Source organism: Methylobacterium terrae (assembly GCF_003173755.1).
GTDB classification, from domain to species: Bacteria; Pseudomonadota; Alphaproteobacteria; order Rhizobiales; family Beijerinckiaceae; genus Methylobacterium; species Methylobacterium terrae.
Map to the genome: position 1 here is coordinate 3,535,132 of NZ_CP029553.1, position 13,383 is coordinate 3,548,514.

Consider the following 13,383-nt stretch of genomic DNA (forward strand, 5'->3'; position numbering starts at 1 on the left):
CCCAACGACCGTGACGCGGGACCGGGCAGGACACGCACCATGACGCAAGGCTCTCCTTCCGCGCCGCACCGGCGTTCGGCCGCGCCGTGACGCGCCCGAAGGGACCATCCACCATGCCGACCGTCGCGATCGTGGGAGCCGGGCTGATCGGCTGGTCCTGGGCCGTCGTCTTCGCCCGGGCGGGCTTCTCCGTCCGCCTCACCGACCTCCACCCCGCGGCGCTCGACGCCGCGCCCGGCCACGTCGCCGAGGCGTTGCGCCAGCTCGAGGGGCACGGCCTCGTCGCCGACGTCCCGGCGGCGCTCGCCCGGATCCGGACCTGCGCCACGCTGTCCGAGGCGGTGGACGGGGCGGACCTCGTGCAGGAGAACGGCCCCGAGACGGTGGAGGCCAAGCGCGCGCTGTTCTCCGAGCTCGACGCCCTGTGCGCGCCGGACACGATCCTCGCCTCCTCGACCTCGGCCATCGTCGCCTCGCTGTTCACCGAAGGTCTCGCGGGCCGGGCCCGCTGCCTCGTCGGCCACCCGGTCAACCCGCCCCACCTGGTGCCGGTGGTGGAACTCTGCGGCGCGCCCTGGACCGATCCGGCGGTGGTGGAGCGCGCCCGCGCCCTCTACGAGGCCGCCGGCCAGGCGCCGGTGACGGTGCACCGCGAGGTCGAGGGCTTCGTGCTCAACCGCCTGCAGGGGGCGCTGCTCTCCGAGGCCTTCCGCCTCGTCGCCGAGGGCGTGGTGAGCCCGGCCGACCTCGACCGGACGGTGGCCGAGGGACTGGGCCTGCGCTGGTCGTTCCTCGGGCCCTTCGCCACGATCGACCTCAACGCGCCGGGGGGCGTGGCCGATTACGCCGCCCGCTACGGCGGCTTCTACGGTCGGCTCGCCGCCGATCCGGCCCCGGCCTCGGTGTGGTCGCCCGAGAGCGCCGCCCGCATCGTCGCCGCCTGGGACGGCGGTCCCGATCCCGCCCCGGCGGTGGAGCGCAGCCGCCGCCGCGACGCGCGCCTCGCGGCGCTCATGGCGCACAAGCGCGCCCAACCTTAGGAGGACACACCATGGCCAAGCGGAAAGTCGTCATCACCTGCGCCGTCACCGGCGCGATCCACACTCCCTCGATGTCGCCGCACCTGCCGGTGACGCCGGACGAGATCGCCGAGGCCGCGATCGGCGCGGCGGAGGCCGGCGCGGCGATCGTCCACCTGCACGCCCGCGACCCGAAGACCGGCAAGCCCGATCAGTCGCCCGAGGCCTTCGAGCCGTTCCTGAAGGTGATCAAGCAGCGCTCGAACTGCGTGGTGAACCTCACCACCGGCGGCGCCCCCACCATGGGCATCGACGAGCGGCTCGGCCCGGCAGCCCACTTCAAGCCGGAGGTCGCCTCGCTCAACATGGGGTCGATGAATTTCGGCCTCTACCCGATGCTGGAGCGGTTCAAGACCTTCCAGCACGACTGGGAGAAGCCGTATCTCGAGGGCTCGCGCGACCGGATCTTCAAGAACACCTTCGCGGATATCGAGCACATCCTGACCACCTGCGCCGAGAACGGCACCCGGTTCGAGGTGGAATGCTACGATATCGGCCACCTCTACACGCTCTCCCACTTCGCCGATCGCGGCGTGATCAAGCCGCCGTTCTTCGTCCAGAGCGTGTTCGGGATCCTCGGCGGCATCGGCCAGCACCCGGAGGACGTCCAGCACATGAAGCGCACCGCCGACCGGCTGTTCGGCGCCGATTACCGCTGGTCGGTGCTGGGGGCGGGCCGCAACCAGATGACCATCGCCGCCCAGGCGATCGCGCTCGGCGGCAACGTCCGGGTGGGCCTGGAGGACTCGCTGTGGATCGGCGCCGGGAAGATGGCCGAGTCGAACGCCCAGCAGGTCCTGAAGGTCCGCCAGATCATCGAGGGGCTCGGGCTCGACGTGGCGACGCCGGACGATGCGCGGGAGATCCTTGCCCTGAAGGGCGGGGATCGGGTGAACTTCTAGCCGTCGATTGTAGGTATGCTGTCGGGCGCCGCGCGTGAACCCTCCCCCCCGGCGGGGGAGGGTGGCGAGCGGAGCGAGCGCAGCGGGACGAAGTCCCGCCGAGAGGGGCAGCGCGACGCTGATCGACGTGGCGCCCTTCAGAATGGTCGCGATCTCCCCGGATGCGGTGTCCCCTCTCCCGCCCCGGCACGAGTGCTGCGCACTCGCCGCGGGGCACCCTCCCCCGCAGAGGGGGGAGGGTTCATGCGCTCCGTGCGTTCAGTGCAGCAGATATAAAAATTCGCCTCTACGGCACCATCGCTCCCTGCGTCTCGACGTACACCGCGTAGACCGACGTGCTCGCCGTCATGAACAGCCGGTTCTTCTTCGGCCCGCCGAAGCACAGGTTGGCGCAGGTCTCCGGCAGGTGGATCTTGCCGATCAGGTCGCCGGACGGGGTGTAGCAGCGCACCCCGTCCTCCTTCGGATCGGCCCAGCCCATCGAGCACCAGACGTTGCCGTCGACGTCGGTGCGCACCCCGTCGGTGAAGCCCGGCGAGAATCCTTCCGCGAAGACCCGGTCGCCGGTGAGCTTGTCGCCCTCGACGGTGAAGGCGCGGATGTTGGCCCGCCCGCCATGGGTGGCGCCGGAATCGACGACGTACAGGATCTTCTCGTCGGGCGAGAAGGCGAGCCCGTTGGGCCGGTCGATGCCCTCCGCCACCACCTTGGCCTGGCCGGTCGAGGGATCGAGGCGGTAGACCCGGGTCGGGAGTTCCGCCTTGTCCTTGTGGCCCTCGTAGAACCCGTCGATGCCGTAGCCCGGATCGGTGAACCAGACCGCGTTGTCGGAGGCCACCACCGCGTCGTTGGGGGCGTTGAGCGGCTTGCCGTCGAACTTGTCGATCAGCACCGTGATCTTGCCGTCCGGCTCCGTGCGGGTGACCCGCCGGGTGTCGTGCTCGCAGGTGATGAGCCGGCCCTGGCGGTCGCGGGTGTTGCCGTTCGAGTAGTTCGAGTTCGCCCGGTAGACGCTGACATGGCCGTTCTCGAGCCAGCGCATGATCCGGTTGTTCGGGATGTCGCTCCACAGGAGGTAGCCGCCGTCCCGGAAGTAGACCGGGCCTTCGGCCCAGCGGAAGCCGGTGGCGATGCGCTCGATGGCGGCGTTGCCGACCTTGTAGCGGAAGCGCTTGTCCAGCGCCTCGACCCGCGGGTCGGGATAGCGGGTGCCCGGCAGGTCGCCGAGGGGCAGCCGGTCGGCCCGCGCCGCGACCGTGGTCGCGGTAAGCGCGGCGGCGCCCGCGAGGACGTCACGTCGGTTCATCACTCGTCTCCTCCCGTCCGGTCTTCGCGCCGGACGGGGGGATTGTACGGAAGCGGGGGCCCATGTCTCGTGGTTTTCGACAGCCCGACCGCCGTTGTGGCGATCGGGCGACCGATGTATATATGCAGTGTATATACGGAGGCGTCATGACCGTCGCGAAGCTCTTCACGTCCGGAGGCAGCCAAGCCGTCAGACTGCCGCGAGAATTCCGCTTCGACGGCAACGAGGTCGAGATTTTTCGCCGTGGCGGCGAAGTCGTCCTGCGCGAGCGCCCGGCCAATCTCTCCGTGCTCCTCGACATCATCGACAGCATGCCCGCCGACATGCTGACCGATTTGCACGATGGCCCGCCGCAGGAGCGCGAGGGCCTGTGAAGCCTCGCTACCTGCTCGATACGAACGTCATCATCGCGCTCCGGCGCAGGCGGCCACGCTCGGTCGTCGCTCGATTGACTGCGCTCCGCATCGGCGAAGCCGTCATGTCGCCAGTGACTTACGGACAGTTGTGCTTTGGGGCGGAGAAGAGCGTGGATCGGGACAGCGCTTTCGCAGTCCTCGCCCGATTGGTCGCCGTCGTTCCGATCGAGATCGCTGAGCCCGAGGAAACCGGCCGCCGCTATGGCGGACTCCGGGCCATGCTCGGACGACAAGGCCAACTGATCGGCAACAACGATGTCTGGATCGCCGCGCACGCTCTCGCGGCCAACCTCACGCTCGTGACCGGCAATGTCGGTGAGTTCAGCCGCGTGCCCGGTCTCGTCATCGAGGATTGGACGGCCCAATGAGGGCCGCCCGGATCCGCTACATCACGTGCGATACGCCTCCCCATCCAGCCCGAACGGCCGTCCCGCCACCAGCAGCGTCTCCCAGACCGGATCGGGCAGCGGCACGCCCTCCGCCAGGCGCTTGGCCCGCGTCCGGCGCTCCGGCTCGCCCGGCAGCAGCACCTCGCCGCCTGGCACCGGCCGCGCGCCCTTGAAGAAGTCGAGATAGGCGCGGGTCTCGCGCACCATCGCGTCCTCGGAGCCGAAGGCCTCCGGCGTCATGTAGAGGGAGAGCATCCCGTTGCAGAACCGCCGCGCGCCCGGCCCCGCCGTGCCCGACCCGGTGAGCGCGCCGGCGAGCAACTCGCACATGAGCGCCAGCCCCGAGCCCTTGTGCTCGCCGAAAGCCCGGATCGCGCCGGCGCCCTTGAGGTTGTCGCGCTCCGGGCCGTCGAGGGGGCCGTAGAGGGTCGCGGGATCGCTCGACAGACGCCCGTCGGGCTCGATCAGGACGCCGTCGGGCAGCGTCTTGCCCCCTTGCGAGGCGACCAGCACCTTGCCCTCGGCGACCGCCGAGGTGGCGAAGTCGAGGATCACCGGCTCGGCGCCCTGGACGGGGAAGCCCGCCGCGAAGGGGGCGGTCGAGAAGCGCCGGTCGACCGAGCCGAACGGCGCGACGAGGAGGCTGCCCGCGACGTTGACGAAATGCACCGAGACGAGGCCGGCGGCGGCCGCCTGCTCGGCCCACTCGCCGATGCGGCCGAGATGGCCGGCATGCCGCAGGGCCACGATGGCGACGCCGTTCTCGCGCGCCTTGCGGATGCCGAGCTCGGTCGCGAACGGGCCGGCAGTCTGGCCGAAGCCGTAATGGGCGTCGATCAGCGCGAAGGCCGGGCCGTCGGTCACGATCTCCGGGGTCTTGTCGGCGTCGACCTCCCCCTCCTGCAGCCAGGCGACGTAGCGCGGCACCCGGATCACCCCGTGGCTGTCGTGCCCGGTCAGGTTGGCGGCGACGAGGTAGCGGCCGATCCGCTCGGCCTCGGCCTCCGAGCAGCCGGCGCGCGAAAAGACGTCCCGCACGTAAGCCGTCAGGCCGCTGGCTGAGATCTGCATGGGATCCTCCCGGTTTCTTGGTTCTGGCGGCCGCCGGCGCGGCCGCGTTCTGGCGCGCGGGAGAATGGCCGCGCCGGCGCCCGCGGTCGAGGGCGTCCGGTGCAGATCTGCCCGGGCATTTTTAATCCCGGAGGATGGGCAGGGGGGATGGACATGGCAGCGCTGCCGGTGTCTCATCCCGCCCAAGGCCGGGCCTCGAAGCACCGGTCATTCCCACGGGAGGAGAGTGCCGATGAGGACGACGCGCCGCGTTTTCCTGAAGAGTGCGGCCACGGTCGCGGCTGCCGGCGTCGTCGCGCCGTCGATCATCCGGCCTGCGAGCGCCCAGGGCGGTACGGTGCGGATCGGCATGGTGCTACCGGTGACCGGGCCCGGGGCGGATGCCGGTCGCTTCGCCCTCAACGGCGCGAAGATCGCGCTCGAGGCCGTCAACAAGGCCGGCGGCGTGCTGGGCAAGCCGATGGAGCTCGTCACCGAGGACGACCAGACCACCAATCCGGGCGCGGTGCTGGCCTTCTCCAAGCTCGCCTCGCAACCCGACCTCGTGGCGTTCCTCGGCTCGATCCGCTCGACCCAGAACCACGCCATGGCGCCCGACATCCTGAAGACGGGCAAGCCCGTGGCCTTCGGCGGCACCGATCCGGTGCTGACCCAGCTCGGCAACCCCTGGCTGTTCCGCTTCCGCCCGAACGACAGCTTCTCGGCCCGCGTCATCGCCGAGTACGGCGTGAGCACGCTCGCCAAGAAGAAGTGGGCGATCATCCACTCGACCGACGCCTTCGGCACCAGCGGCGCCAAGGCGCTGACCGAGGCCCTCGGCAAGTCCGGGGCGACGGTGGCGCTCGACCAGGGCTACACCAACCAGAGCCAGGACTTCACGCCCGTCGTGCTGGCGATCCGCCAGTCGGGCGCCGACGTGATCGGCTCGTACTTCACCTTCGAGAACGACCTCGGCATCTTCGCCCGCCAGCTGCGCCAGCTCGGCGTGCAGGCGCCCTGGGTCGGCTCGGCCTCGATCGTCAACGTCACGGCGCTCAAGCTCGCCGGTCCCTCGCTCTACAACACCTACGGCGTGGCGGACTACGCCGAGGAATCGAGCGACGCGGCGCGCAACTTCGGCAAGGCCTACCGGGCGGTGATGAAGCTCGCCCCCGACAACCAGTCCTCCTGGACCTTCGACGCCGTGACGGTGCTGGCGAAAGCCATCAACGCCGCCGGCAAGACCGACCCGAAGGCGATCCGCGAGGCCCTGCTCGCCATCCGCGGCCACGAGGGCGCCGAGGGCACCTACAACTTCGACCAGAACGGCGACGGCCTGCACGGCTACAACGTGGTGCGCAACGACAAGGGCAACATCGTCTTCGACAAGCGCATCGACTTCTACAAGGCCTGATCTTCGAAAGAACCCGACCGGGACGGCGATGCGCCGTCCCGACGCCGTTTCGGCCGCTGCCCGACGCGCGGCGGCACGACCCCTCTCATCCGACCGGGGCGGGCCCGCATGGACCTCATCCTCCAGCTTCTGTTCACGGGAATCGGCATCGGCGCCGTCTACGCCCTCGTGGCGCTCGGCTTCGTGCTGATCTTCCGCGCCACCAACGTGGTGAACTTCGCCCAAGGCGAGTTCTCGATGGTCGCCGCCTTCCTGATGGTGGTCTTCGCCGTCGACCTCGAATGGCCGTACTGGCTGTCGTTCCTGCTCGCCATCGGCGGCATGGCGCTGCTCGGCGCGCTGTTCAACCTCGGCGTCTATTATCCGCTGCGCCACCGGACTTACCTGCCGGTGATCATCTCGACCATCGGCGCCTCGATCTTCCTCGCCAACGCCACGCTCGCCCTCTACGGGCCGCAGCCGCAGGTGCTGCCGCCGGTCTTCGAGACGCAAGGGTTCCTGGTCGGCCCGGTCTTCCTCGACACCCAGTACCTGCTGATCATCGCCGTGACCGCGGTGCTGGTGGCGTTCCAGTACTGGTTCTTCGAGCACACCCTGCTCGGCAAGAAGCTCCAGGCCACCTCGCAGGACAAGGAGATGGCCGCGCTGCTCGGCATACCCGTAGCCGGGATGATCATGCTGACCTTCGTCTACAGCGCGGTTCTCGGCGGCATCGCCGGCATCCTGGTCGCGCCGGTGCTGTTCGTGTCGATCCAGATGGGCGCCACCATCGCGCTCAAGGCCTTCGCCGCCACCATCATCGGCGGCTTCGGCGACGTGACCGGGGCGATCATCGGCGGCCTCGCGCTCGGCATCATCGAGACCTTCGGCGCCGCCTACATCTCGGTGCCCTACAAGGACGCCTTCGCCTTCATCGTCCTCGTCGCCTTCCTGGCCCTGCGTCCGCAGGGGATCTTCGGCGAACGCATCGCGGAGAAAGCATGACCGGCTCCCCTCGCCCCGTCGCGGCGGACCCGGTGTCCGCTCCCGAAGCTCCCGCCCGCCGCTTTCCCGTCGGCACCCTCGCCTACGCGGCCCTGGTGGCGGTCGCGGTGTTCCTCGCCGCCACGACGCCGTTCAGCGGCTACGTGCTCAACATCCTGATGCAGGCCGCGACCTACGCCATCGCGGTCATCGGGCTCACCGTCGTGCTCGGCCTGTGCGGGCAGATCAACCTGGCGCAGGCCGCGTTCTTCGGCATCGGCGCCTACGCGGTCGGCCTCGGCACGGTCGATCTCGGGATCAGCTTCTGGCTCTGCCTGCCGGTCGGCCTCGTCCTGGCGCTGATCCTCGGCGCGGGCTTAGGCGCCTCGACGCTCCGCTTGGGCGGCCACTACCTCGCCATGGTGACGATCTCGTTCCAGCAGATCCTGACGCTGATCATGATCAACTGGATCCCGGTCACCCACGGGCCGGACGGCGTGCCGAACATCAAGCGCCCGGGCCTGTTCACCGACGGCCAGAGCTACCTCGCGCTCTGCGTCTTCGTGCTGGCGGCGGTCGCCTACGCGGTTTGGCGGATGCCGAAGACCCGCCTCGGCCGCGCCATGCGGGCGGTGCGCGACAACGAGCTCGCGGCCGGCGTCACCGGCATCGACATCTACCGCACCAAGGTGATGGCCTTCGCCATCGGGGCGCTGCTCGCCGGCCTCGGCGGCGGGCTGTTCGCCGGCAGCTTCACCTATATCAGCCCGGACCAGTTCTCCTTCGCCGAATCGGTGGTGTTCCTCACCATGGCGCTGCTCGGCGGCGTCGGCTCGCCGGTCGGCGCGGTGATCGGCACCGGGCTCCTGATCCTGATCCCCGAATGGCTGCGCTTCCTCAAGGAGATCCCGGGCCTGTACCTCGCGATCTACGGGCTCGCCGTCATCCTGATCGTGGTGTTCATGCCGGAGGGCATCTGGGGCTTCCTCGGCGACCAGGTGAAGCGCCTGCGGCCGCGCAAACCCGCTCCGCCCCGCGCCCAGGACCTGACGCTCACGCAGGACGCCGCCTCCGCCGCCCCGGTGCTCGAGGTCGAGGGGCTGTCCAAGCACTTCGGCGGCCTGAAGGCGGTCGACGAGGTCAGCTTCACGGTGACCCGCGGCGGCATCCACGCGCTGATCGGCCCGAACGGATCGGGCAAGACCACGACCCTCAACGTGCTGTCGGGCCTCTACACCCCGACCGGCGGCCGGGTGCGGCTCAACGGGCGGGACGTCACTCGGTTCGCGCCGCACCAGCGCGCGGGCTCGGGCCTCGGGCGGACGTTCCAGAACATCCGCCTGTTCCGCTCGATGAGCGCGCTCGAGAACGTGGTGATCGGCGCGGAGCGGCCGGGCAACGCCATCGTCGCCCATGACCGCTCCTCGCTGGAGGCGCGGGCGCGGGCGGCCCTCGCCTTCGTCGGGCTGGAGGGGCGGGCCGACGAGCCGATCTCGTCCTTCTCCTACGGCCACCAGCGCCTCGTCGAGATCGCCCGGGCGCTCGCCGGCAACCCGGTGCTGCTCCTCCTCGACGAGCCGGCGGCGGGCCTCAATTCGAGCGAGAAGAACGCGCTCACCGTGCTCCTGCGCCGGATGGCCGCCAAGGGCCTGACCATCCTGATCATCGACCACGACATGACGCTGGTGAGCGACGTGGCGAGCCACATCACGGTGCTGAATTTCGGCCGGCGCATCGCCGACGGGGTCACCGCCACGGTTTTGCGCGAGCCGGCGGTGATCGAGGCCTATCTCGGCCAGGAAGCGACCGAGGGGCCGAATGTCGGCCTCAAGACCGACCTCGCCACAGCTTGAGACGCTAGGAGACGCGACACATGGCACTCCTGGAAATCCGCGACCTGACCGTGCGCTACGGCGAGATCGAGGCCGTGCGCGGCATCTCGTTCTCGGTCGAGGCCGGCGAGGTCGTGACGCTGCTCGGCTCGAACGGGGCCGGCAAGTCGACGACGCTCAAGACCATCTCGGGCCTGGTGAAGCCGGCCGGCGGCGAGGTGCTGTTCGAGGGGAAATCCCTCCTCGGGCTCAATCCCGAGGAGATCGTGCGCCGCGGCGTCGCGCACGTGCCGGAGGGGCGCCGGGTCTTCCCGGGCCTCACGGTGCGCGAGAACATCATGCTCGGCGCCTCGAACCGGAAGGGGCTCTCGACCCGCCAGATCAAGGACGAGGCGGAGGGGATGTTCGAGCTCTTCCCCGACATCCGCCGTTTCGGCGACGCGCTCGGCTGGACGCTCTCGGGCGGCCAGCTCCAGATGGTGGCCCTCGCCCGCGGGCTGATGGCCAAGCCCCGCATCCTGCTCCTCGACGAGCCCTCGCTGGGCTTGGCCCCGGTGATCGTCCAGGCGGTGTTCGCGATCATCGCCGAGGTGCGCCGGCGCGGCACCACCGTGCTCCTCGTCGAGCAGAACGCCCGCATGGGCCTCTCGGTCGCCGATCGCGGCTACGTGCTGGAAACCGGGCAGCTGGTGCTCAGCGGCGCGCCGCAGGACCTTTGGGCGAACGACGATATCCGGGCGGCGTATCTCGGTGGGCGGGCCAAGGCGGAGGCCCTGGCGCATTGAGCCTGTCCTACGAAAAGGAATGGCGCGGGTCCCCCTCTCCCGGGTGGGAGAGGGGCCGGGGGTGAGGGTGGCTCGGGTTCCGCGATAATCCTGAACAGTTGAGCTGCGCAGCTCGACGCTCTTAGCTTTACACGGAACCCGAGCCACCCTCACCCCTACCCCTCTCCCACACGGGAGAGGGGATCCCGCGCTCCACGACACGCAAAACGCAGAATGGCCCGACGGACCTCACAGCCGTATGATGGCCCTTCAGACTCACAAGGTCCCACCCATGTCCGCCCCCACCCCGCTCCATCCCACCAACCCCCGCATCGTGCGCCTCAGCCCCGAGGACAACGTCGTGGTGGCGGTGGACCCGATCGTGCCCGGCTCGACCGTGGAGGGCGTGACCGCCTCGGCCCGGGTGCCGCGGGGCCACAAATTCGCGGTCGCGGCGATTCCGGACGGCGCGCCGATCCGCAAGTTCGGCCAGATCATCGGGTTCGCCAGCCGCGCCATCGCGCCGGGCGAGTGGGTGCACGAGCACAATGTGGGCTTGGGGGAAGCCAAGGGCGATTTCGCCCGCGACTACCGCTTCTGCGAGGAAGCCAAGCCCGTCGCCATGGTGCCCGACGCCCAGCGCGCCACCTTCGAGGGCTACCGCCGGGCCGACGGCCGGGTCGGCACCCGCAACTACGTCGGCGTGCTGACCTCGGTGAACTGCTCGGCCACGGTCGCCCGCTTCATCGCCGAGGAGGCGCGCCGCTCCGGCCTCCTCGACGAGTTCCCGGGGATAGACGGCATCATCCCCCTCACCCACGGCACCGGCTGCGGCTACGACATCCAGGGCGAGGGCGCCGACATCCTCAAGCGCACCCTGTGGGGCTACGCCGCCAACCCGAACATGGGCGGCGTGATCATGGTGGGCCTCGGCTGCGAGGGCCTGCAGATCGACCGCTGGAAGCGCGCCTACGGCATCGAGGAGAGCGAGACCTTCCGCAGCTTCACCATCCAGGATACCGGCGGCACCCGCCGCACCATCGAGGCCGGCGTCGCGGCGCTCCGCGAGATGCTGCCGGCGGTGGCGAAGGCGAAGCGCGAGACCGTGCCGGCCTCCGAGCTGATTCTGGCCCTGCAATGCGGCGGCTCGGACGGCTACTCCGGCATCACCGCCAACCCGGCTCTGGGTGCGGCGGTCGACCGGCTGGTGGCCGAGGGCGGCACCGCGATCCTGTCCGAGACCCCGGAAATCTACGGCGCCGAGCACCTGCTGACCGCGCGGGCCGCGACGCCCGAGATCGGCCACAAGCTCGTCGAGATGATCCACTGGTGGGAGGCCTACACCGCCCGCAACGGCGGCGAGATGAACAACAACCCCTCCCCCGGCAACAAGGCCGGCGGCCTCACCACCATCCTGGAGAAGTCGCTCGGCGCCACCGCCAAGGGCGGCACCATGACGCTTCAAGGCGTCTACCGCTACGCCGAGCCGGTGACGGCGAAGGGCTTCGTCTACATGGACACCCCCGGCTTCGATCCGGTGGCGGCCACCGGCCAGGTCGCGGGCGGGGCCAACGTGCTGTGCTTCACCACCGGCCGCGGCTCGGCCTATGGCTGCAAGCCGACCCCGTCGATCAAGCTCGCCACCAACAGCGAGATGTACCGGCGGATGCAGGACGACATGGACATCGATTGCGGCGACGTGCTCGACGGCGTCTCGATCGAGGAGAAGGGCCGCCAGATCTTCGAGACGATCCTGCGCGTGGCGTCGGGCGAGCGCACCAAGTCCGAGGGCTTCGGCTACGGCGACGCCGAGTTCGTGCCCTGGCAGATCGGCGCGGTGATGTAGCCGCCGCGATATGGCGGGGCGGACGGAACCGCAGTAAGGGGCGCTCCGGGGCACAAGGACAAGAACGCCCCGGAGGACACCACGATGACACCGAACGGGGGCAGCGGGAGCGATCTCACCCGCCGCCAATGGAAGATGACGCTGCTCGCGAGCCTCGGCGGCGGGCTCGAGTACTACGACTTCATCGTCTACGGGATCTTCGCCAAGGACATCGCCGCCGCCTTCTTCCCGGCGAGCGATCCGGTGGCGGCCCTGACCCTGTCGCTGGCGGTGTTCGCGGTCGGCTACCTCGCCCGGCCGCTCGGCGGGCTGGTCCTGAGCCATTTCGGCGACCGCTACGGCCGCAAGACCGTGTTCGTCGTCACCGTCTTCACCATGTCGGCCTGCACGCTCGGCATGGGCCTGGTGCCGGCTTACGCCTCCTGGGGCGTGTGGGCGACCCTGCTCCTCGTGACCTTGCGCTTCGTGCAGGGGCTCTGCATCGGCGGCGAACTGCCCGGTGCCATCACCTTCGTCGTCGAGACCGCCTCGCGCCGCCCGGGGCTCGCCTGCGGCATCGTCTTCTGCCTCGTTAACGGCGGGGTGCTGCTCGCGGCCCTCGTCAATCTCGGCCTGCAAACCTTCCTGCCGCCCGCCGCCATGGCCGAGTACGGCTGGCGCCTCGCCTTCCTGTTCGGCGGGGTCGTCGGGCTCGTCAGCTTCGTGCTGCGGCGCTCGCTCGAGGAGACGCCGGAATTCCTGCGCCTCCAGCACCGCGCCGCCCGCAGCCCGATCGGCGAGGTGCTGCGCCATCACCGCCGCGAGGTGCTCCTCGGCATCGGCATCGTGGCGCTGACGGCGGGCTTCAACGGCATCCTGTTCGCCCACATGCCGGCCTACCTGATCCAGGTGCTGAAGTACCCGCCGAAGACCGTGGCTCTGGCGATGAACGTCGCGCTGTTCGCGATGTCGGCCTCGCTGCTCTTCGCCTCGTTCTTCGCCGACCGGGTACCGCCGCGCCGCCTGATGCAGGCCTCCGCGCTCGTCATCCTGATCGGGGTGATCCCGGCCTACGGGGTGCTGGCGCGGGGCGACGCCGACCTGTTCCTGGTGCTGCCGCTCCTCACCATGGCGGTGGCCGGGGCCAACGGCAGCTTCGCCTTCCTGCTCGCCGGCCTGTTCCCGACCCGGGTGCGGTTCAGCGGCGTCGCGCTGTCGCTCAATGTCGGCTTCACGCTGCTCAGCGGTCTCGGGCCGCTCGCCGCCAACGCGCTGATCGGCGCCACCGGCTGGGCGGCGGCGCCCGGGCTCATCATCGCGGCGTCCGCGCTGATCGGGCTCGTCGTCGCGAGCCGGCTCTCCGACCGGCCGACGACGCTCGCCGAGGCGGTGCCGGTCTCGGGCTGACGGCGAATGTCGGACCGCCCGCCTCGGGCGGTCCGG

12 protein-coding genes are annotated in these 13,383 nt (G+C 70.1%); 10 read left to right on the forward strand and 2 right to left on the reverse strand.

Features of this window, described 5'->3' with window-relative positions; all coding sequences use genetic code 11:
- The first annotated feature begins 113 nt into the window (after positions 1–113).
- Complete coding sequence (locus DK419_RS16225; RefSeq protein WP_109959993.1) at positions 114–1,040, forward strand: 3-hydroxyacyl-CoA dehydrogenase; 927 nt, start codon at positions 114–116, stop codon at positions 1,038–1,040.
- An 11-nt stretch (positions 1,041–1,051) separates the two neighbouring features.
- Positions 1,052–1,981 carry a 3,5-dioxohexanoate:acetyl-CoA acetone transferase gene (gene kce, locus DK419_RS16230; RefSeq protein ID WP_109959994.1) on the forward strand — a complete coding sequence of 310 codons (930 nt, stop codon included), beginning with the start codon at positions 1,052–1,054 and terminating at the stop codon, positions 1,979–1,981.
- Positions 1,982–2,267: 286 nt separating this feature from the next.
- On the opposite strand, the gene DK419_RS16235 is transcribed toward kce, so the two are convergent.
- Complete coding sequence (locus tag DK419_RS16235; RefSeq protein WP_109959995.1) at positions 2,268–3,287, reverse strand: SMP-30/gluconolactonase/LRE family protein; 1,020 nt, start codon at positions 3,285–3,287, stop codon at positions 2,268–2,270.
- Between the two features lie 146 nt (positions 3,288–3,433).
- Between DK419_RS16235 and DK419_RS16240 the strand changes: the two genes are divergently transcribed.
- Both DK419_RS16240 and DK419_RS16245 read left to right on the forward strand, forming a co-directional pair.
- Positions 3,434–3,661: an antitoxin gene (locus DK419_RS16240; RefSeq protein ID WP_109959996.1), complete on the forward strand. Its 228-nt coding sequence runs from the start codon at positions 3,434–3,436 to the stop codon at positions 3,659–3,661.
- Complete coding sequence (locus DK419_RS16245) at positions 3,658–4,071, forward strand: type II toxin-antitoxin system VapC family toxin (protein WP_109959997.1); 414 nt, start codon at positions 3,658–3,660, stop codon at positions 4,069–4,071. The genes DK419_RS16240 and DK419_RS16245 overlap by 4 nt, the downstream gene beginning before the upstream one ends.
- A gap of 21 nt (positions 4,072–4,092) precedes the next feature.
- Here the strand turns inward: DK419_RS16245 and DK419_RS16250 are convergent, their stop codons facing one another.
- Positions 4,093–5,163, reverse strand: coding sequence for a malate/lactate/ureidoglycolate dehydrogenase (locus DK419_RS16250; protein WP_109959998.1), 1,071 nt, complete (start codon positions 5,161–5,163; stop codon positions 4,093–4,095).
- A gap of 232 nt (positions 5,164–5,395) precedes the next feature.
- Here DK419_RS16250 and DK419_RS16255 point away from each other — a divergent pair, with 232 nt between their 5' ends.
- The 6 genes from DK419_RS16255 (at position 5,396) to DK419_RS16280 (ending at position 13,347) form a co-directional block, all read left to right on the forward strand.
- Positions 5,396–6,556: an ABC transporter substrate-binding protein gene (locus DK419_RS16255; protein WP_109959999.1), complete on the forward strand. Its 1,161-nt coding sequence runs from the start codon at positions 5,396–5,398 to the stop codon at positions 6,554–6,556.
- Positions 6,557–6,664: 108 nt separating this feature from the next.
- Complete coding sequence (locus DK419_RS16260) at positions 6,665–7,540, forward strand: branched-chain amino acid ABC transporter permease (protein WP_109960000.1); 876 nt, start codon at positions 6,665–6,667, stop codon at positions 7,538–7,540.
- The gene (locus DK419_RS16265; protein ID WP_109960001.1) at positions 7,537–9,372 is read left to right on the forward strand and encodes a branched-chain amino acid ABC transporter ATP-binding protein/permease; all 1,836 of its coding nucleotides are present in this window, start codon (positions 7,537–7,539) and stop codon (positions 9,370–9,372) included. Before DK419_RS16260 ends, DK419_RS16265 begins: the two co-directional genes overlap by 4 nt.
- A gap of 20 nt (positions 9,373–9,392) precedes the next feature.
- Positions 9,393–10,136: an ABC transporter ATP-binding protein gene (locus tag DK419_RS16270; protein ID WP_109960002.1), complete on the forward strand. Its 744-nt coding sequence runs from the start codon at positions 9,393–9,395 to the stop codon at positions 10,134–10,136.
- A 271-nt stretch (positions 10,137–10,407) separates the two neighbouring features.
- Entirely contained in the window at positions 10,408–11,961 is a 1,554-nt protein-coding gene (locus tag DK419_RS16275; protein WP_109960003.1) for a UxaA family hydrolase, read from the forward strand.
- Positions 11,962–12,045: 84 nt separating this feature from the next.
- Complete coding sequence (locus DK419_RS16280) at positions 12,046–13,347, forward strand: MFS transporter (protein WP_109960004.1); 1,302 nt, start codon at positions 12,046–12,048, stop codon at positions 13,345–13,347.
- The last annotated feature ends 36 nt before the right edge of the window (positions 13,348–13,383 follow it).